Consider the following 18,373-nt stretch of genomic DNA (forward strand, 5'->3'; position numbering starts at 1 on the left):
AGAGGAGGGATCGGCGAAAGTGGCGCATCGAAAGATTCATCCCCTCCCGGCTTCCGGCGGCTTGAATGCCTTCCGGAAAGGCCACAGATCGGAAGAGGGACCTTTGAGCAAAAAGCGGTTCCGCAGGGAACCGGGGTCCGCGCCGCACGCCATCCAGGGTATCACCGGATCGGAGGCCGCATGAACGAGGTCCAGAACCACGAAGATCCCACCGACGCCGCCGTCATGGGCGACGATGCCGAAAGCATGGCGCCGGTGGTCACCGCCATCCTTGGCACCGCCATCGCCGCGGCTCTCAAGCGCGCCGGAACCGCCGACGTCACCCACGGGGTGATCGCGGGGTTGCGCCTGCTGCGCTCCGCCGCGGAGTCGGAGGCCGGCTACACCATGGGGGCGGCGATCGACACCGCCATCCGCACGCGCCTGCTGGTGGAGAACCTGTCAGCCCTGCGCACCACCGGATCCGCCCCGGCGCCGGTGCCGCTGCCCGAACCGGGACCGGGGGTGGCCATCGCGTCGGCCATCTTCGTCAGCGCCGCGGAATCCTGCCTGACCGTCAACGCCCATGCCGAGGACAACGGGCCGCTGGAGATGGCCGTCTTCGCCTTCTCCACGCAGCTGATCCAGCAGCTCGGCGGGTCGCCGGACTGGCGGGATCTGATGCGCGAGCTGCACCGCCCGTCCGAGCCGCGCGACGACCGTCCGGTCGAGGCGCTTCCCGACGGCAACACCATTCACTGACCCTTCCGGTTCACGGACGTGTCCGGGCCTTGATAGTCCCAATTCTTGTGCGGATTCCGTCGATCATGGCGGGACTGCACAACAATTGGGGTAAAAACCTGCGATTTTCGGGATTTGCGGCCACCGTTCGCGCCATTTCGGGCCTTTTTATGGTACGGGACAAGGCTGCAGACTCTCCATTAGGCTCCCTGTCAATCGGCGGAGACGATCTCCGCACCATGATCGGGAATCGGGGAGCGGAGCCTTGACCATACACAGCAGCGCCGGGCGGCCCGCCGGAGCCGCGTTCGGCATCGTGCCGTCGTCGCCCGGCGAGGCGCCAACCGCACGCTGCGGCGCATCGCGGGAGGTGGGGCTGGGCTGCCTCGTCGCCGGCGATCCCGCCGGGCGGCGGATCATCCTGGTCCATGCGGCGTCGAGCGAATCCCGGGCCTGGACCCGCCTGCTGCGCGCCGTCCCGGCCGGGCAGGAATGGGTGGCCGTGCCGCGGCCCGACCCGGCGCCGATCAGCGGCGCCTCCCGCCTGCGCGGCGGCGACCCCGGCGTGCCGGCGGCGGCGTTGCGCCCGCTTCTGGCGCTCCGACGCTCGCGCAAGCCGCTGCTGATCGGCTGCGGCAGCGGCGTGCCGGTGGCGCTGCGGGCCGTGCTGGATTTTCCGGAACTGGTCGGCGGCCTTCTGCTGATCGATCCGATGACCGAGGAGGCGGCCCGGCCGGGCGTGTTCCGCCGCATCGCCGCCCGCATCCTGCCGCCGGTCGTCCGCGACAGCGCGGCGGAGCTTCAGGCTATGGCGCCCGCGCTCGACGCGGTCCGTGTGCCGGTCACGCTGGTGCAGGGGAAGGATGTGCCGGACGGCTTTGCGGGCGCGTCTTTCCTGGAGCAGCGCCTGACCGGCTGCCGCACCTTGACGGTGGTGACCGTTCCCGGCCAGCAGGTTCTGCCCGCCAAGCACGAATCGGCCATCCGCGGCGCTCTGGCCGCGCTGGTCGCTTCGGTGGAGCGGGGAGGGGCCTGAGCGGAGCAGGCCCGACAAGGGCGTCCGGTCAGAGACCGTTCGCGGTGATCGCCGCCTGGGTCCGGTTGCGCACGCCGAGCTGGCGCAGGATCGCCGTCACATGCACCTTCACCGTGCCTTCGGTCAGGCCCAACTCGTGCGCGATCTGCTTGTTGGACTTGCCGTCGCGCAGGCGGTTCAGCACGTCGCGCTGGCGCGGGGTCAACTGGTCGCCCGCCCCGTCGGCCAGGGAGCCCAGCGGATCGGCGTCGCCCGCGCCGTTGCCGGCGTGCGGCGCGCTGTCGGTCATCCGGTCGCCGCGGATCGCCTGTTCCGGCAGATAGACGCCGCCGGCCAGCACGAGCTGCAAGGCACCCATCAGCACCTTCGCGCTGCTCGACTTCGGGATGAAGCCGGCGGCGCCGTTCTCCAGCGCGGCCAACAGGTCCGACCGCTTCTCCGATCCCGACACCACGACCAGCAGCGCCTTGGGAAGCCGCTGGTGGATCTCGCCGAGCAGGGAGAAGCCGTTCCATCCCGGCATGCCGAGATCCAGGAGGATCAGGTCGAAGGCGATGGCGCCGTCGCACAGGCGGCGGACGTCGTCGAACGTCCCGGCCTCGTGAAACACCATGCTGTCGTCCGACTGGGCGAGCAGACGCCGCAGCCCGTCCCGGAACAGCAGGTGATCGTCGGCAAGCAGAACGTTCAGGGTCGGCTTTTCCGCGCTGTATTCCATGATGCTCATCGTGTCGGGGCTGCGATCCAAACAAATTCGGAGCGTATTGCCGAAATAGCCATCATCATTTCGAGGCGGAAGAGGGCCTTTGGTCCTATGGCGCACCACTTATGGCGTGCCGCCGCACCCAAAGCGGGTGCTCCGGACGCGACAACGCCGGCCGCGGGATGGCGCGGCCGGCGTTGTGGATGCCGGGAAGGCAGAACCGCAGGACGATGGATCAGACCACGTTGGCACTGACCCCGGCGGCTTCCGCCGGCTGGTCGCCGATGCCGTTGTTCAGCGCCCAGATCGCCGCCTGGGTGCGGTTGGAGGCGTTGATCTTGCGCAGCAGGCTCTTCAGATGGACCTTCACCGTGGCCTCCGTGATGTGGAGGTGGTTGGCGATCATCTTGTTGGAGTTGCCGTTCAGCAGGCAGCGCAGGATCTGGATCTCGCGCTGGGACAGGCCCTTGCGGCGGGCCGGGACCTCGGTCGCCAGCTCTTCGCTGCGGCCGTTGATCAGCAGCTCGGCCAGATGGGTCGGGAACACCTTCTCGCCCATCATCACCAGCTTCAGCGACTGCATCAGCGCTTCGCAGGCGATGTCCTTCATCAGGTAGCCGTGGGCGCCGGCGCCGAGCGCGCCCGACAGGCGGCGGGTGCACAGGTCGGTGGTCAGGATGACGACGCGGATGCCGGGGTGGCCGTCGCGCAGGGCGCGGAGCTGGTCGGCCTCGTCCTCGCCGCCGTTTATAAGGTCGATGAGGACCAGGTCGGGCTGGGTGCCCGCCGCCTCGACCGCGGGGACGCCCTCGCGCAGGGTGCCGGCCTCGCCCATCACCTTGAAGGGCGTGTTCTCGAACAGACGCTTCATGCCTTCGCGGAAGAGCTTGTTCGCGTCGATCAGGAAAACGTTCACGGGGTCCATTGTTCCTACCCGCCCTCTGTTTGTTTCAATTCGGTCGTTCGTCTGGCGCCTCCGTGGACATCCGGTCCGGGGGGAGGGCCGCTCTCCGCGGCTGTCCGTTTGGTTCCGGGGTGCCACGATCTGATTGGACCTTACCCCGGATTTGCGGAACAGAAAATTTCCCCAAAGGAAAAGTTATGTCTCGCAATGGGCATATGCCCTAAGCCGAAATAAGACAAACCGTCCAACGAACCGTTCACGAATGTCTCACCCGGAATAATCAATCGGTCCTGAATTCGGTTCTGCCTGTGATTTGTCTGTGACTGCGGGTGCTTCTTGGGCTTCTGTGGCCGATGTGACTTCGGGCGATTGTGATAAGACAAGCGCTATGGTGTCGGATATAGTGCGAACCGGGCCTGTCTCGGCCCATGGGCCTAGGTCCATGCCGATTGGCGGAGCGCCCTGGCCGTTCTGTCAAGGGAAGGGGTTCGATGCGCCGGGGGGCGTGCTATATACGGTGTCCTCATTCGATGAAGGGCGTCTCCCGACCGCGGGGGAGCCCGCCCAGGAACTCCGGTGCCGCATGTCCGATCCCTACGCCTACGACGATCCGCTGGGCCATGATCCCCTCAGCCACGCGGGCGCCCCGGCCCCCGCGCCGGCGCAGCGTTTCGCCTATCTGGACGGGCTGAACCCCGTGCAGCGTGAGGCGGTCGAGGCTCTGGACGGCCCGGTTCTGGTGCTGGCCGGCGCCGGCACCGGCAAGACGCGCGTTCTGACCACCCGGCTGGCCCATCTGCTGATGACGCGCCGCGCCGCCGCCTTCCAGATCCTGGCGGTGACCTTCACCAACAAGGCCGCCCGCGAGATGCGGGAGCGCGTCGCCCATCTGGTGGGGATCGAGCCGGAGGGCTGGTGGCTGGGCACCTTCCACGCGCTGGCTGCGCGCATCCTGCGCCGCCACGCCGAGCTGGTGGGGCTGAAGTCCAACTTCACCATCCTCGACACCGACGACCAGATCCGCCTGATCAAGCAGCTTCTGGAGGCGGCGAACGTCGATTCCAAGAAGTGGCCGGCGCGGCAGGTGCTGGGCGTGATCGAGCGCTGGAAGGACCGCGGCCTGACCCCGGACCGGCTGAACGAGGGCGATGGCGGCGACGTGGCCGGCGGGCGCGTGGTGGCGCTCTACCGCGCCTACCAGGAGCGGCTGCGCACGCTGAACGCCTGCGACTTCGGCGATCTCCTGCTGCACAACATCACACTCTTCCAGAAGCACCCCGACGTGCTGGCGGAATACCACCGCAAGTTCAAGTACATCCTGGTGGACGAGTATCAGGACACCAACGTCGCCCAGTATCTGTGGCTGCGCATCCTCTCGCAGGCCCACAAGAACATCTGCTGCGTCGGCGACGAGGACCAGTCGATCTACGCTTGGCGCGGCGCCGAGATCGGCAACATCCTGCGCTTCGAGGCCGACTTCCCGGGCGCCACCGTCATCAAGCTGGAGCAGAACTACCGCTCCACCGGGCACATCCTGTCCGCCGCCTCCGGCCTGATCGCCAACAACAAGGGGCGGCTCGGCAAGACGCTGTGGACCCAGGCCGACGGCGGCGAACCGGTGCGCGTGCGCGGCGTCTGGGACGGCGAGGAGGAGGCCCGCTGGGTCGGCGACGAGATCGAGGCGCTGCAGCGCCAGGGCGTCTCGCTCGCCCAGATCGCCGTCCTGGTCCGCGCCGGCTTCCAGACCCGCGAGTTCGAAGAGCGCTTCATCACGCTGGGCCTGCCCTACCGGGTGATCGGCGGCCCGCGCTTCTACGAGCGTCAGGAGATCCGCGACGCGATGGCCTATCTGCGCGTCGTCAACTCGCCCGACGACGATCTGGCTTTCGAGCGCATCGTCAACGTGCCCAAGCGCGGCGTCGGCCCGGCGGCCCTGCAATGCCTCTATCAGGCGGCGCGCTCGCGCGGGATGCCGTTGACCGAGGCCGGCTGGGCGCTGACCGAGACGGACGAGCTGAAGCCCAAGGTGCGCGGCGTGATGCGCAACCTGCTTCAGGACTTCTTCCGCTGGCGCACCCTGTCGGCGACCATGCCGCACACCGAACTGGCCCGGATGATCCTGGACGAGTCCGGCTACACCCGCATGTGGCAGGAGGACAAGACGCCCGAGGCTCCGGGCCGGCTGGAGAACCTGAAGGAACTCATCACCGCCATGGCGGAGTTCGAGAACCTGTCGGGCTTCCTGGAGCATGTCGCCCTGGTCATGGAGAACGCCGAGGCCGCGGGCGTCGATCAGGTCACGGTGATGACCCTGCACGGCGCCAAGGGGCTGGAGTTCGACATGGTCTTCCTGCCCGGCTGGGAGGAGGGCGTGTTCCCCAACCAGCGCGCGCTGGACGAGACCGGCATCGCCGGGCTGGAGGAGGAGCGCCGCCTCGCCTATGTCGGGCTGACCCGGGCGCGCAAGCGGGCCTACATCAGCCACGCTGCCAACCGGCGGCTTTACGGCAACTGGGTCAGCGCCATCCCCTCCCGCTTCGTCGAGGAGATCCCCAGCGGCGACGTCGAGGCGGAGGCGGCGAGCGGCCTTTATCCGGGCGGCAATGCCGGGGGCGGTTTCGGTGGGGGCGGGAGCTTCCGCGATTCGTCGAGCTACGCCGCCTTCCGCGCCGGCCAGCAGGCGGCGGGCCGGCAGCAGCCCCCGTCGCCGCGCACCATCACGCTGGACAGCGGGTCCTATCAGGTCGCCCCGCGCGCCCGCCCGAACGCGCCCTTCCCGAAGGGGGCGCGGGTGTTCCACCAGAAATTCGGCTACGGCACCGTCACGGCGGTCGACCAGGACAAGTTGGAGATCGACTTCGACCAGGCCGGCAGCAAGAAGGTGATGGACAGCTTCGTGGTGCCGGCGGAGAAGGCGGGCTGACACAGGCGGGGTGATCGGGGCAGGGTGACCGATTGCCGCAGCGCCCCGCCGCGGTGACGATCGTCACAGGCCGGGCAGCGGCGTTCGGCTACTGGTTGTGCACAGACATCGTGCCCACAGCCACGGAACCCGCACAGTGTTCGGCAAGAGCAGCACCGCGTTTGAGGTCCAGATCCGCCGCGAGGGTCGCTGGACCATCGAGGGGACCTACGACGACGAGCGCCGGGCCCTGGCCTCAGCCCGCAGTTGGCTGGCGGTCAGCGGGGTGGAGGAGGTCAAGGCTATCAAGTTCCGCTCGCTGGCCGGACTGTCGCTGGAGACGGTGATCTTCCAGAAGGCCGTTCCGGTGGTGAAGGACAAGCCCATGGCGCTGGGCGGCACGGCGGAGGGCGCGCCCTACTGCACGGCCCCCGGCGATCTCTACGGGTTCGAGTCGCGGATGGTCACCGGCCGGCTGCTGCGCCCCTTCCTCGACAAGTTCCGCATCACCCCGACCGAGCTTCTCCATTCCTGGACCTATCTGCGCAAGCTCGACGAGCAGGGCCTTCTGCTCGGCGCGGCGCTCCAGGCGGTGGCCCGCCACCACGCCGACCGCCATGGCGTCACCGTGCCGGCGCGGGCGCGCGAACTGCGGGGCTTCGCCGACGTCGTGTTGACCCGCGCCCGCGATTTCCAGGCCGAGCGCAAGGCGCTGCCGGCCTTCGATCCCGCCGACCTGTCCCGGTCCAGCCGCGCCCTTGCCGGCGCGGTGGGGGAGGAGGGGCACGACTTCGCCTTCCTCAGCCAGCTCACGTTTCATCTGGCCGACCGCAATTCGCTGGCCGGCAAGCTGGAGATGCTGCTCGACCTGATCGGGCCGGAGGTCGAGCCGCGGCACCTCGCCCTGCTCGACGGGGTGATGGCCGACGCTCTGGGCTCCGCCGAGCTGGTGAAGGAGCTTCTCGGCGCGCAGCCGAACCTCGCCCTGGGGCTGTGCGCCCTGGCCGACCTGATCCTGGGCCGCGACCCGCAGCCGAAAAGCGAGCCGGTCAGCCCGCTGCTCGCCCATGTCGGGGCTCTGATCGTTCAGGGGCGCGCGCCGTGCTGCCGCGCCGTCCTGCTGGAACGCATCCAGCACTCGCTGAACGGCACCCAGCCGCTCGACCGCCGCGACCCGAGGAAGGAGGCGCTGCTCGCCGACCACCTCGCCACCCATCTGCGCGATTCGCAGGGGCGCCTGCTCGGCGGTGCCGAGGTCGAGAAGGCGCTGGCCCGCCGCCTCATCCGCCACCGTCAGGCGATCCTGCGCGAGCAGGGGATGCACGACATCGCGGACCGGCTGTCGGGGCGGTGACTCCACCGGCTTCGCCTCACGGCGCCGGCGGCGACCAGGGCAGTTCGGTCCGCGGCTTGTCCCGCCGCAGCGCTTCGTAGATCTCCACGCCCTTCCCGCGGTCGGTCTCGCACAGCATCATCAGCACGTCGGAGTCGGCGCTGGCCGACGTGCAGATCTTCGAATCCCGGGTGCAGGTCGGCCGCGGGTGCGGCGCCAGCCAGTATCCGGGTTGGGCCTTCCGCGCCGCCTCCCAAAAGGCCGTCGTCAGCTTGGCGCTTTCCGCCTCGCTGCCGTCGTTGCGCACGGTGAACAGCGGCGAATGCACGCTGCTCGAGAACAGGCCCGAACCGGTCATCTGCGCCACGCAGAAGCGCTCCTGCACCGGCGCGGCCGGCAGGACCGGCGCATCGGCGTACACGGCACCCGGCGGCAGGGCTGGGGTGGTGCTGGTGATCGGGCCGACGATCAGCTCGCGCGGCTCGCGGGCGCGCCACAGCTTGACCAGCACGCTCTGCCCGCTGGGCACCGCGCCCAGAACACGGCGCATCTGCACCGCATCCCCCACCGCGACGCCACGCACCTCCAGGATCACGTCGCCGCCGCGGATGCCCGACAGCTCGGCCGCCTTGCCCGGGATTAGCGCCGTCACCACCAGACCGCGCGGCGATTCCAGCCCCAAGGCCTGCGCCAGTTGGGCGGTCAACGGACCCACAGCCGCTCCCATCGCCCCCTGCGGTTCGCTCGCCGGTGCCGCGGCGGGAGCGGCCGTGCCGGCCACCGCTCCGCTGATGCCATTGGGGCCGGTGGTGACGGTCGTCGCCGGTGCGGAGCCCGCACCCGCCACCGTGCCGCCACCCTCCGCGCAACGCTGCTCCGCCATGACCTGACGGACCGCCTTGATGTTGACCACCACCGCTTCGCGGTACGCCGGGTCCACCGTGGGCAGTTGGTCGATGTACCCTCGCTGCAGCGACGCCAGCGCCTTGCAGTCCGTGCCCCGGTAGGAGGGAACCATATCGGCCACCAGCGACGCTTCCGATGGCATGTTCACTGTGCTCACCGCCCCGATCGCCAGCCCGACCGGATCGAGCGCGCAGCCCGATACCATCGCCGCTCCCGAAACCGCCACCAGCGCCGCCATCCATGCCCTGGCCGCATTGCTAACGCGCTGCATCAAGCCCGTCTCCCCCGTGTGGCTCTTGCGGAACCCTCGATCCGCTTATCTCCGGGTGCAGTGTGCCCGCTCAAAAGTGGTAAGAAAAGCGGCGGCAAGCCCGTGACGTGCTTTCGTCGGCCAAAACGTCGCACGCTGCGGTCGATCCAGCCCGGCGGACCCGTTTCCGGATGCGGCAGCCCTGGGACGCGACGGGGGCGTGCGCGCGGTTGCAGGACGTCCCGGCTGCAGGAAATCTTTGTGTCTCCGCGTCTCTGTGGTTAAGTCTCCCACCAGACAACGACCACCCCATCATCGGCGACCTTCCCATGTCCTCCTCCAAGCTCTGGCGCATCGCGCTCGTCATTCCCGAAGCCCACGCCCCCGCGTTCGCCGAGGCGATTGGCGATCATGCCGACGCGGTGTCCACCTTCGAGCTGGAGGAGCATGGCGACTGGCTGGTCGAGGCGACGGTCTACGGGCAGCCGGACGAGCCGCGGCTGAACGCCCGCGTTGCCGTTCTGGCCGAGGCCATGGGCATCCCCGAGCCGAAGCTGATCGTCGAGGAGCTGCCCCTCATCGACTGGGTGTCGCACAGCTACCAGGGCTTTCCGCCGATCCAGGCCGGGCGCTTCTTCGTCCACGGCTCCCACCATGAGGGCATCGTCCCGGCGGGCAGCATCCCGCTGCTGGTCGACGCCGCCACCGCCTTCGGCACCGGCGAGCACGGCTCGACCAAGGGCTGCCTGATGGCGCTGGACCGGCTGGCCCGGCGGATGAACCTGCCGCGCCGCGGCCGGGGCGGGGCGCTCGACATGGGCTGCGGTTCGGGCATCCTGGCGCTGGCGGTGACCAAGCGCTGGCGGGTGCCGGTCACCGCCGTGGACATCGACCCGGAGGCGGTGCGCGTCACCCGCGTCAACGCCGCGCTCAACGGGGTGAAGGCCCGCATCCGCTCGCAGGGCGGTGACGGCTACCACACCGCCATCGTGGGCAAGCACAAGCCCTACCGCCTGATCACCGCCAATATCCTGGCCCGCCCGCTGGCCCGCATGGCGCCGAAACTGAAGCGCCATCTGCAGCGCGGTGGCGTCGCCGTCCTGGCCGGCCTGCTGAACCGGCAGGAGCGCCACGTCATCCAGGCGCACCGCACCCAGGGCCTGCATCTGGTCGCGCGCATCCCGGTCGGCGAATGGACCACCCTTGTGGTGAAGCGCCCGAAGCGGAAGGCCGTAAAGGGCTGACGCCCCTGGATTTCGGTCCTCCCGCCGCCAATGTCTTCCGGACATATGGACGACCCGTGGAGGACCGATGCTGAACCGGATCAGGGCGCTGTTCCAGGAGAACGACCCCGGCGACGACCGCCACAGGCTGGAAGCCGCCGCCGCCGCCCTTCTGGTCGAGGCCGCACGCACCGACAACACCATTTCCCAGGCGGAGCGCGAGCGCATTCTCGACGTTACCCGCCGCCACTTCCACCTGAGTGAGGAAGAGGCGCAGGACCTGCTGTCCGCCGCCGTCTTCGACACGGAAGGCGCCTCGCCCTACTACCGCTACGTCACGGTGATCAACGACCATTGCCCGCCGGACAAGCGGCTGTGGATCATCGAGATGCTGTGGGAGGTCGCCTACGCCGACGGCGAGCTGAACGACCTGGAGGCCAACCTGCTGCGCCGCATCGGCGGCCTGCTCCATGTGCCCGACGTCGATCGCGGCCTTGCGCGCAAGCGGGTCCTGGAGCGGCTGGGCCTGCCCGACGATTCGGGGCTGTAAGACCGTCCCGCCGGGGCCTTCGCGCGGCTATGCCCTTTCCCGCGCTTGCGCGGTGGGGCATCCCTGCCTAGCCTGTCGCGGACGGCTTCACCGGATGAGGATCAGCCCCCGTGTCCAGCGCTTACCGCGGCGACGAAACCCTGGCGCAGCTTCTGGCCCAAGCGGGCCTGCCCCACACCCCCGCGGATATCCGCAGCCTCGTCGCCGGGGTGCTCGCCGCGCCGGAGGGGGAGGAGCCCGACGGCTGGATGGTCCTGGTCGGGACGCGGCTTCCGGAGGATCTCGCCGGGCAGCTCCGCGCCCTGAAGGCCGACCTGGCTGACAGTCGCGTCGCCGCGGCGCCGGATTACGCCGCCCGCATCGCCGCCCTGCGCGGCGTCCTGGCGCGCGCCGACCTCGACGGCTTCATCGTGCCGCGCGGCGACGAGCATCAGGGCGAGTATGTGCCGCCGCGCGCCCAGCGCCTTGCCTGGCTGACCGGCTTCACCGGATCGGCCGGCCACGCCGTGGTGGGGCGGCAGCGCGCCGCCATCTTCGTGGACGGGCGCTACACACTCCAGGTCCAGACGGAGGTGTCGGGCGATCTCTACGAATACCGGCATCTGGTCGACGACCCACTGACCGAGTGGGCCGGAGAGGCGCTGCCGCGCGGCGGACGGCTCGGCTACGATCCGTGGCTGCACACCGCCGGCTGGGTGGAGCGCACCCGCCAGCAGCTTGAGCGCATCGGCCTGTCGCTGGTGCCCTGTCCGGACAACCCGGTGGACCGCGTGTGGACGGACCAGCCGCCGCCCCCACTGGCCCCGGTGGTCGCCCAGGACCACGTCTTCGCCGGGGACAGCGCCGCCGACAAGCGCGCCCGCATTGCCGGCGATCTGGCGCGCAACGGCATCGGCGCCGTGGTGCTGACCCAGCCCGACTCCATCGCGTGGCTGCTCAACCTGCGCGGCGCGGACGTGCCCTGCACGCCGCTGCCGCTGTCCTTCGCGATCCTGAAGGACGACGCGCAGGTGGACCTGTTCATCGACCGCCGCAAGCTGGCGCCGGGCGTCGAGGCCCATCTCGGCAACCAGGTTGCCGTGCGCGCCCCGGACGAGCTGGGGGCCGCGCTCGACGGGTTGGGGCGCGAGGGTCGCAAGGTGATGGCCGACCCGGCCAGCACCTCGGCCTGGATCTTCGACCGGCTGCACATGGCCGGCGCCAAGCTGGAGCGCGACCCCGATCCCTGCGCCCTGCCCAAGGCCTGCAAGAACGAGGCGGAACTGGCCGGCACCCGCGCCGCCCACATCCGCGACGGCGCGGCGCTCGTCCGCTTCCTGCACTGGCTGTCGCAGGAGGCGCCGTCGGGCACGGTGACGGAGATCGCGGCGGCGGACCGGCTGCTGGCCTTCCGCCGCGCCAACGACCGCTTCCGCGGCCTCAGCTTCGACACGATCTCCGGGGCGGGGCCGAACGGCGCCATCGTCCACTACCGGGTGTCGGAGGCGACCGACCGCCGGCTGGAGCCGGGCAGCCTGTTCCTGCTGGACAGCGGCGCCCAGTATCTGGACGGCACCACCGACGTGACGCGCACCATCGCCATCGGCGCGCCGACCCCGGAAATGCGCGAGCGCTTCACGCTGGTTCTCAAGGGGCACATCGCCGTCAGCACGGCGCGATTCCCGCGCGGCACCACCGGGTCGCAGCTCGACACGCTGGCCCGCCTGCCGCTGTGGTCGCTGGGGCTGGACTACGACCACGGCACCGGCCACGGGGTGGGCAGCTATCTGTCGGTGCACGAGGGGCCGCAGCGGATCTCCAAGGTGCCGAACAGCGTGGCGCTGCATCCCGGCATGATCCTGTCCAACGAGCCCGGCTACTACAAGACCGGCGCCTACGGCATCCGCATCGAGAATCTGATCGTCGTCCAACCGCTCGACCTGCCGATGGCGGAGCGGCCCATGCTGGGGTTCGAGGTGCTGACCCTGGCTCCCATCGACCGCAATCTGGTCGAGCCGGCGCTGCTGACCCAGGCGGAGATCGCCTGGCTGAACGCCTATCACACCCACGTGCGCGAGGCGCTGGAGCAGCGGCTCGCGGGCGAGGGGGATGCCGCCGTGGCGCAATGGTTGAGACAGGCGACCTCGCCGATCATCGACTGAGGGACATGCTTCGGGATGGAGCATTGCCGGCAGTTGGAAGGCGCATCGCGCGAGAATCAGCCCGTGCGTTCGCCTGTGAAATCTGGCAAGGTCCCCACCCGACGCAGGGGTATGTCCGTTCGGACCGCCGCCGGACGCGCGTCCGTGCCTTGAAGCGATGCCTCATCGCTTTGGGGAGCGGCGGAAATTCGGTGGTCTTGGTAACCCGATATTTACGGGCGTACGTCACTGTGGCCGTGAGGGATGACTTTTCGGCAGACTTAAGGCATCACAGTCGGACCAGACCGACCCCGGCGCACGCCATGCAGCGCCGGGCGGGCTGAACGCCGGGCCGGGGCCTAGCAACGGAAGAATGCGGAGACGCGTAGATGAAGATCCTTGTCGTCGATGACTACGCCACCATGCGGCGCATCGTGCGGAACCTCCTGACCCAGATCGGCTACACGGACATCGACGAGGCCGGCGACGGCGTCTCGGCCCTGCAGAAGCTGCGCGAGAGCAAGTTCGGCCTCATCATTTCCGACTGGAACATGGAGCCGATGACCGGCCTGCAGCTCCTCAAGGAGATCCGCGCCGACGCCAAGCTCGCCTCGACCCCGTTCATCATGGTCACCGCCGAGAGCAAGACCGAGAACGTGATCGCCGCCAAGCAGGCCGGTGTGAACAACTACATCGTCAAGCCTTTCAACGCCGATACCCTGAAGCAGAAGATCCAGGCCGTCATCGGCGGGTAAGGAGTGGTTGGGTTGGATCAGCTTCCGCAGCTTTCCGAGGAAGAGTTCGACCAGATCGAGGAAGCGATCGCCCGCACGACCAAGGGGCGAGCCTTCCTGCGCCGCTTCCACCGCCGGGCTCATGGGGCCGCGGCGGAGGAGGTGCGCAAGATGCTGCTGGAGTTCCGCAGCTCCTGGCATCAGCAGAGCGAGGTGGTGGAAGCCTCCAAGCACGTCGAGGTGCTGCGGCGCGAGCTGATGGAGATGGCTGCCTCCATCGAGCAGGCGCGGCGCGAGGTCGCAGCCCTGCGTCCGCCCGACGCCGGCGGCGACAAGATCACGTCGGCCACCAACGAGCTGGACGCCATCGTCATCTCCACCGAACGCGCGTCCTTCGAGATCCTGAACGCCGCCGAGCGGCTGATGGACCTGTCGGGCAAGCTGAAGGCGGACGGCGCCGACCCCGGCCTGTGCTCCGAGATCGAGGGGGAGGTGACCAACATCTTCACCGCCTGCTCGTTCCAGGACCTGACCGGCCAGCGCACCAGCAAGGTGGTCAACGCGCTCCGCTACATCGAGCAGCGGGTCAACGCGATGATCAACATCTGGGGCGTCGAGAAGCTCGCCGGCCTCCAGATCGCGCCTGAGAACACGGACACCCGGCCGGATTCCCATCTGCTGAACGGTCCCCAGCTCGACGGCCTCGGCGTCAGCCAGGCCGACGTGGACAGCATGTTCGACAGTCCGGCGATGGCGGCACCGCCGCCGGCTCCCGAACCGCCGCCCGCTGCGCCTCCGGCCTCCGCTCCGGCGGCCGCGGCCCAGACCGGAGCCAAGGCGAGTCAGGCCGACATCGACAGCCTGTTCGACAGCCCGGCCCCGGCTCCGGCCGCTCCGGCCAAGGCCAGCCAGGCGGACATCGACAGCCTGTTCGACAGCCCAGCCCCTGCACCGGCTCCGGCCGCTCCGGCGAAGGCCAGTCAGGCGGACATCGACAGCCTGTTCGACAGTCCGGCTCCCGCCCCGGCCGAGGCTCCGCCGGCCCCCCCTCCGGCCCCCGCCGCCAAGAAGCCGGTGCCGAAGCCGGCCTCGGCGGCCAAGCCCGCCCCGAAGCCGGCCCCGGCTGCCAAGCCGGCGGCCGCCCCGCCGCCCGCGGCGGACGAGCCTCCGGCGCCGCTGGATCAGGCGGCCATCGACGCCCTGTTCGGCTGACCTCACGGTCAACAAGACGGTCCGGCGTCGGATTTGTGAAGAGTTGCCGCCGCTCCAATCGGCGGGCGAATTGGGACATGAAGTTTGCTATGACGATCGTCGCCCGCCGGGCCGATGCTGGCCCTGGCGGGCAGTCCTGACCAGACGGGCCGGCGTGCGCGGATGCCCCGGACGTCCCTTCGGAAAGAGGCGCAGCCCGCATGAGGAATCTCTCGAAACCCTTCATGGCGGAGCTTCAAAAGGCCCGCCGGACCGGCAATCCTTATCAGGCGGTGGTGGATGACGCCTCCGCCCTGGCGCCGGCGCTGGCGTCGCTGCCGTCCGGCCCGGTCACCGTGGACAACAGCGACGTCATCCGCGCCATCAGCGACCTCGGCGCGAAGCTCGACCGCTTCCTGACCATGGACGCCCAGCAGATCGACCAGATCCAGGTCGAGATCGCCGACATCTCGGGCCGCATCAAGGCCACCAAGGTGGAGATGGCGGCGATCCGCCACCCGCTGGCCGGCGACGACAAGTTCGTGCAGGCGTCGCAGGAACTGAACGCCGTCGTCTCGGCGACGGAGGCCGCGACCAACACCATCATGGCCTGCGCCGAGGAGCTGGAGGAGGTCGTTCACGAGCTGAAGTCGTCGCTGCCGGAGGGCTACCACGCCGACCGCGTCAACGACATGAACGACGTGATCGTCCGCATCTACGAGGCCTGCAACTTCCAGGACCTGACCGGCCAGCGCATCACCAAGGTCGTCCGCGCCCTGTCCTTCATCGAAGAGCGCGTCGACGCCATGATGAGCCACTGGAACAAGCGCGAGTTCGAGGCGATGCCGCTGCCGCCCACCGTCACCAAGATGGACGAGACGCTGGAACTGCACGGCCCGGCCGACCATCAGGAGATGGGCAACATCAGCCAGGCCGACATCGACGCCCTCTTTGGCTGATCAGTTCGGCTGACCGCCGTCCATTCCGGGCGTCCGTCCGCGTCATGGCGGCGAGGTTCGAAATTTGTTCGCCGAAGCGGCTTGCCGCCCCCGCGCCCCGGCGTGCTATATAGGGCCAACTTCGAAAGCATCGCGACGACCATGCCCTGCCGTTTTTCCCGTCTGCCGCTTGCGGCCCTCCTCCTGGCTTCCGCCCTGACCGCCTGCTCCTCGACCAAACCCGAGGACCAGTATGTCGAGCGTCCGGCCGAGCAGATCTACCAAGAGGCCGACGCCGCCATGCGGGAAGAGCGGTTCAAGGTGGCCGCCAAGCTCTATGACGAGGTGGAGCGCCAGCACCCCTATTCCGAATGGGCGGGCAAGGCGCAGATCATGGCGGCCTACGCCCATTACCAGGATCTGAAGTACGACGACGCGATCCTGGCGCTCGACCGCTACATCCAGCTTCATCCGGGCAGCCCCGACGTCTCCTACGCCTACTACATGCGGGCGCTGTCCTATTACGAGCAGATCACCGACGTCCGCCGCGACCAGCGCATGACCCGTCTGGCGCTCGATGCGCTGTCGGAGGTCGTGCGCCGCTTCCCGGACAGCCAGTACGCCCGCGACGCCAAGATCAAGATCGACCTGACCAACGACCATCTCGCCGGCAAGGAGATGGAGGTCGGGCGCTTCTATCTGAAGCAGGGTCAGTACACCGCCGCCATCGGTCGGTTCCGCACGGTGATTGAAAACTACCAGACCACCTCCCACGTCCCTGAGGCGCTGCACCGGTTGGTGGAGTGCTATCTGGCGCTGGGAATCACGGACGAGGCGAAGACCGCCGCCGCCGTGCTCGGCCACAACTTCCCCGGCAGCGAATGGTACACGGACAGCTACGCACTGCTGGTGGACGCCAACGTGCGTCCGGAGCGAAACGAGAAGTCCTGGATCAGCAGAGCCTGGAGCTCCCTGTTCTAGGACGATCCATGCTGGCGTCGCTGACGATCCGGGACGTCGTCCTGATCGAACGGCTGGGGCTGGGCTTCCGCAAGGGTCTGTGCGTCCTCACCGGCGAGACCGGTGCGGGCAAGTCGATCCTGCTCGACGCGCTGGGATTGGCGCTCGGTGCGCGGGCCGATTCGGGCCTCGTCCGCCACGGCGCCGATCAGGCGTCGGTGACGGCGGAGTTCGACCTGTCCGGCGACCACCCGGCGCTCGCCATCCTCAGGGAGCAGGGCCTCGACCCCGAGGAGCGGCTGGTCGTCCGCCGCACCGTCAGCGCCGACGGGCGCAGTCGAGCCTGGGTCAACGACCAGGCGGTCGGCGTCGGCCTGCTGAAGCGGCTGGGCGAGGAGCTGGTCGAGGTCCATGGCCAGTTCGACACCCACGGCCTGCTGAACCCGCAAACCCACCGCGGCGTGCTGGACGCCTACGCCGGGCTGTCCGGCCACGCCGCCCAGGTCGCCGCCGCCCACCGGGCGTGGAGGCAGGTCGAGGACGCGCGCGCCAACGCCGCCGCCGAGATCGCCCGCGCCCGCTCGGAGGAGGAGTATCTCCGCCACGCCGTGGCCGAGTTGGATGCCCTCGCCCCCAAGGCTGGCGAGGAGGAGGAGTTGGCCGAGACCCGCGCCGTGCTGATGCACCGGGAAAAGCTGGTCGACGCCCTGAACGCCGCCTATGGGGAGCTGTCGGGCGACCGCGGGGTGGAGCGCGCCCTGTCCTCGGCCATCCGCACGCTGAGCCGCATCGCCGACAAGGCCGCCGGCAAGCTCGACCCGGTCATCGCCGCCCTGGACCGCGCCGCGACCGAGGCGGGGGAGGCCATCGCCGGTCTCCAGGCCGTCTCCTCCGACGTGGACATGGACCCGCAGGCCCTGGAGAAGCTGGAGGAGCGGCTGTTCGCCCTGCGCGCCGCCGCCCGCAAGCACGGGGTGGACGTGGACGCGCTGGCCCCCCTGCGCAAGGACATGGCCGACCGGCTGCTGCTGATCGAGGACCAGGGCGATCTGCTGGCCCGCCTCGCCCGCGAGGCCGAGGTCGCCCGCGACGCCTACCGCAAGGCCGCCGAGTCGCTGAGCCGGGAGCGTCAGCAGGCCGCCGGCCGCCTGGATGCCGCCGTTGCCACGGAACTCGCTCCGCTGAAGCTGGAAAAGGCGAAGTTCCGCACGCTGGTCGAGCCGCTGGCCGACGAGTCGGACTGGACGGCGTCGGGCATGGACCGCGTGGCCTTCCAGGTCGCCACCAACCCCGGCTCGCCCCCCGGCGCGCTGAACAAGATCGCCTCCGGCGGTGAGCTGGCGCGCTTCATGCTGGCGCTGAAGGTGGTGCTGGCCCAGACCTCGACCGTCGGCACGCTGGTGTTCGACGAGGTGGATACCGGCATCGGCGGCGCCGTCGCCGCCGCGGTGGGCGAGCGGCTGAAGACGCTCGGGCAGGGGCTCCAGGTCCTGGTGGTCACCCACAGCCCGCAGGTCGCCGCCCGCGGCTCCATCCACCTCAAGGTGCAGAAGTCGGTGAAGGGCGAGCAGGTGACGACCGGTGTGGTCGAGCTGGACGGCGACGACCGCCGCGAGGAGATCGCCCGCATGCTGTCCGGCGCCACCGTCACAGCCGAGGCCCGCGCCGCCGCCGACAGCTTGATCGCCGGGCGGGGGTAGCATCCATATAGCGGCGAGCGAATGAACGGACCTTCTCCCTTCATTCGCTCGCCGGAGCGCCCGACTGGGCGCCGCGCCCAAGATGGAATTTGGCTTGGCGCGAAAAGCCTGCGTGGCGTTTGAACGCAATACGTCAAGCCAAGTCTTTGGCTTGACGGTATCAGGTCACAGCAATCGCCCGCAGCGGTCATACGGCGGCCACA

At 69.4% G+C, this 18,373-nt stretch carries 15 protein-coding genes; 12 read left to right on the forward strand and 3 right to left on the reverse strand.

The genetic code is table 11. The features are described from left to right. Positions 1-180 precede the first annotated feature (180 nt). Positions 181-741 carry a hypothetical protein gene (locus Sp245p_RS04740; protein ID WP_014241251.1) on the forward strand — a complete coding sequence of 187 codons (561 nt, stop codon included), beginning with the start codon at positions 181-183 and terminating at the stop codon, positions 739-741. Positions 742-985: 244 nt separating this feature from the next. Beyond that, positions 986-1,756, forward strand: coding sequence for an alpha/beta fold hydrolase (locus tag Sp245p_RS04745; RefSeq protein WP_014241250.1), 771 nt, complete (start codon positions 986-988; stop codon positions 1,754-1,756). 28 nt (positions 1,757-1,784) lie between these two features. On the opposite strand, the gene Sp245p_RS04750 is transcribed toward Sp245p_RS04745, so the two are convergent. Continuing rightward, complete coding sequence (locus Sp245p_RS04750) at positions 1,785-2,474, reverse strand: LuxR C-terminal-related transcriptional regulator (RefSeq protein ID WP_014241249.1); 690 nt, start codon at positions 2,472-2,474, stop codon at positions 1,785-1,787. Between the two features lie 220 nt (positions 2,475-2,694). Continuing rightward, a complete protein-coding gene (locus tag Sp245p_RS04755) occupies positions 2,695-3,384 on the reverse strand; it encodes a LuxR C-terminal-related transcriptional regulator (protein ID WP_014241248.1) in 690 nt (229 codons plus the stop codon). Between the two features lie 562 nt (positions 3,385-3,946). Between Sp245p_RS04755 and Sp245p_RS04760 the strand changes: the two genes are divergently transcribed. Both Sp245p_RS04760 and Sp245p_RS04765 read left to right on the forward strand, forming a co-directional pair. Next, positions 3,947-6,286, forward strand: coding sequence for an ATP-dependent helicase (locus Sp245p_RS04760; protein WP_014241247.1), 2,340 nt, complete (start codon positions 3,947-3,949; stop codon positions 6,284-6,286). A gap of 136 nt (positions 6,287-6,422) precedes the next feature. Beyond that, complete coding sequence (locus tag Sp245p_RS04765) at positions 6,423-7,619, forward strand: hypothetical protein (protein WP_014241246.1); 1,197 nt, start codon at positions 6,423-6,425, stop codon at positions 7,617-7,619. A gap of 16 nt (positions 7,620-7,635) precedes the next feature. Here the strand turns inward: Sp245p_RS04765 and Sp245p_RS04770 are convergent, their stop codons facing one another. After that, entirely contained in the window at positions 7,636-8,775 is a 1,140-nt protein-coding gene (locus Sp245p_RS04770) for a PDZ domain-containing protein (RefSeq protein WP_129557153.1), read from the reverse strand. Between the two features lie 308 nt (positions 8,776-9,083). Between Sp245p_RS04770 and Sp245p_RS04775 the strand changes: the two genes are divergently transcribed. The 8 genes from Sp245p_RS04775 (at position 9,084) to recN (ending at position 18,170) form a co-directional block, all read left to right on the forward strand. Next, on the forward strand, positions 9,084-9,998 hold the full coding sequence (locus Sp245p_RS04775) for a 50S ribosomal protein L11 methyltransferase (protein WP_014241243.1): 915 nt from the start codon (positions 9,084-9,086) through the stop codon (positions 9,996-9,998). Between the two features lie 67 nt (positions 9,999-10,065). Further along, positions 10,066-10,527 carry a tellurite resistance TerB family protein gene (locus tag Sp245p_RS04780; RefSeq protein WP_014241242.1) on the forward strand — a complete coding sequence of 154 codons (462 nt, stop codon included), beginning with the start codon at positions 10,066-10,068 and terminating at the stop codon, positions 10,525-10,527. A gap of 110 nt (positions 10,528-10,637) precedes the next feature. Continuing rightward, positions 10,638-12,668, forward strand: a complete 2,031-nt coding sequence (locus Sp245p_RS04785) for an aminopeptidase P family protein (protein ID WP_014241241.1) — start codon at positions 10,638-10,640, stop codon at positions 12,666-12,668. A 368-nt stretch (positions 12,669-13,036) separates the two neighbouring features. Next, positions 13,037-13,402 carry a chemotaxis response regulator CheY gene (locus Sp245p_RS04790; protein WP_014241240.1) on the forward strand — a complete coding sequence of 122 codons (366 nt, stop codon included), beginning with the start codon at positions 13,037-13,039 and terminating at the stop codon, positions 13,400-13,402. Between the two features lie 3 nt (positions 13,403-13,405). Continuing rightward, positions 13,406-14,593, forward strand: coding sequence for a protein phosphatase CheZ (locus Sp245p_RS04795; protein ID WP_014241239.1), 1,188 nt, complete (start codon positions 13,406-13,408; stop codon positions 14,591-14,593). A gap of 200 nt (positions 14,594-14,793) precedes the next feature. Then, positions 14,794-15,531 carry a protein phosphatase CheZ gene (locus Sp245p_RS04800; protein ID WP_014241238.1) on the forward strand — a complete coding sequence of 246 codons (738 nt, stop codon included), beginning with the start codon at positions 14,794-14,796 and terminating at the stop codon, positions 15,529-15,531. A 141-nt stretch (positions 15,532-15,672) separates the two neighbouring features. Next, positions 15,673-16,491: an outer membrane protein assembly factor BamD gene (locus Sp245p_RS04805; RefSeq protein WP_014241237.1), complete on the forward strand. Its 819-nt coding sequence runs from the start codon at positions 15,673-15,675 to the stop codon at positions 16,489-16,491. Positions 16,492-16,499: 8 nt separating this feature from the next. Further along, the gene (gene recN, locus Sp245p_RS04810; protein ID WP_014241236.1) at positions 16,500-18,170 is read left to right on the forward strand and encodes a DNA repair protein RecN; all 1,671 of its coding nucleotides are present in this window, start codon (positions 16,500-16,502) and stop codon (positions 18,168-18,170) included. Positions 18,171-18,373: the final 203 nt, after the last annotated feature.

The sequence above is a fragment of the Azospirillum baldaniorum genome (genome assembly GCF_003119195.2).
Taxonomy (GTDB): domain Bacteria; phylum Pseudomonadota; class Alphaproteobacteria; order Azospirillales; family Azospirillaceae; genus Azospirillum; species Azospirillum baldaniorum.

Coding starts and splice junctions, on each gene's coding strand:
- Sp245p_RS04775 (WP_014241243.1), top strand. CDS start 9,084: ATGTCCTCCTCCAAGCTCTGGCGCATCGCGCTCGTCATTCCCGAAGCC.
- recN (WP_014241236.1), top strand. CDS start 16,500: ATGCTGGCGTCGCTGACGATCCGGGACGTCGTCCTGATCGAACGGCTG.
- Sp245p_RS04800 (WP_014241238.1), top strand. CDS start 14,794: ATGAGGAATCTCTCGAAACCCTTCATGGCGGAGCTTCAAAAGGCCCGC.
- Sp245p_RS04760 (WP_014241247.1), top strand. CDS start 3,947: ATGTCCGATCCCTACGCCTACGACGATCCGCTGGGCCATGATCCCCTC.
- Sp245p_RS04740 (WP_014241251.1), top strand. CDS start 181: ATGAACGAGGTCCAGAACCACGAAGATCCCACCGACGCCGCCGTCATG.
- Sp245p_RS04770 (WP_129557153.1), bottom strand. CDS start 8,775: ATGCAGCGCGTTAGCAATGCGGCCAGGGCATGGATGGCGGCGCTGGTG.
- Sp245p_RS04790 (WP_014241240.1), top strand. CDS start 13,037: ATGAAGATCCTTGTCGTCGATGACTACGCCACCATGCGGCGCATCGTG.
- Sp245p_RS04750 (WP_014241249.1), bottom strand. CDS start 2,474: ATGGAATACAGCGCGGAAAAGCCGACCCTGAACGTTCTGCTTGCCGAC.
- Sp245p_RS04805 (WP_014241237.1), top strand. CDS start 15,673: ATGCCCTGCCGTTTTTCCCGTCTGCCGCTTGCGGCCCTCCTCCTGGCT.
- Sp245p_RS04780 (WP_014241242.1), top strand. CDS start 10,066: ATGCTGAACCGGATCAGGGCGCTGTTCCAGGAGAACGACCCCGGCGAC.
- Sp245p_RS04755 (WP_014241248.1), bottom strand. CDS start 3,384: ATGGACCCCGTGAACGTTTTCCTGATCGACGCGAACAAGCTCTTCCGC.